The organism is Shewanella sp. 10N.286.51.B8 (assembly GCF_041469325.1).
Taxonomy (GTDB): domain Bacteria; phylum Pseudomonadota; class Gammaproteobacteria; order Enterobacterales; family Shewanellaceae; genus Shewanella.
Map to the genome: position 1 here is coordinate 1 of NZ_JBFRKG010000012.1, position 297 is coordinate 297.

At 41.4% G+C, this 297-nt stretch carries 1 pseudogene; it reads left to right on the forward strand.

Annotated features, from left to right (window positions below):
* Positions 1-297, forward strand: a pseudogene (locus tag AB4160_RS06170) (transposase); the annotation flags it as partial.

A 297-nucleotide genomic window follows, 5' to 3' on the forward strand; every position in this document is an offset into this window, starting at 1 on the left:
CCAGACCTAGAAAAACACTCGTGAGTTTAGAAGATACGCCTTACTACCACTGTTGTTCGCGTGTGGTACGTAAGGCATTTTTGTGTGGGTTTGATAAGTCGACAGGCGAAAACTATGAACATCGCCGTGAGTGGGTAGATAACCGAATTATTGAATTATCGACGATTTTCGCGATTGATATCTGTGCTTATGCGGTGATGAGTAATCATTTACATGTGGTGCTTAAAGTCGATGTGGATAAAGCCAAAGAATGGTCTGATATAGATGTGCTTACCCAATGGCATAAAGGCTTTAAAG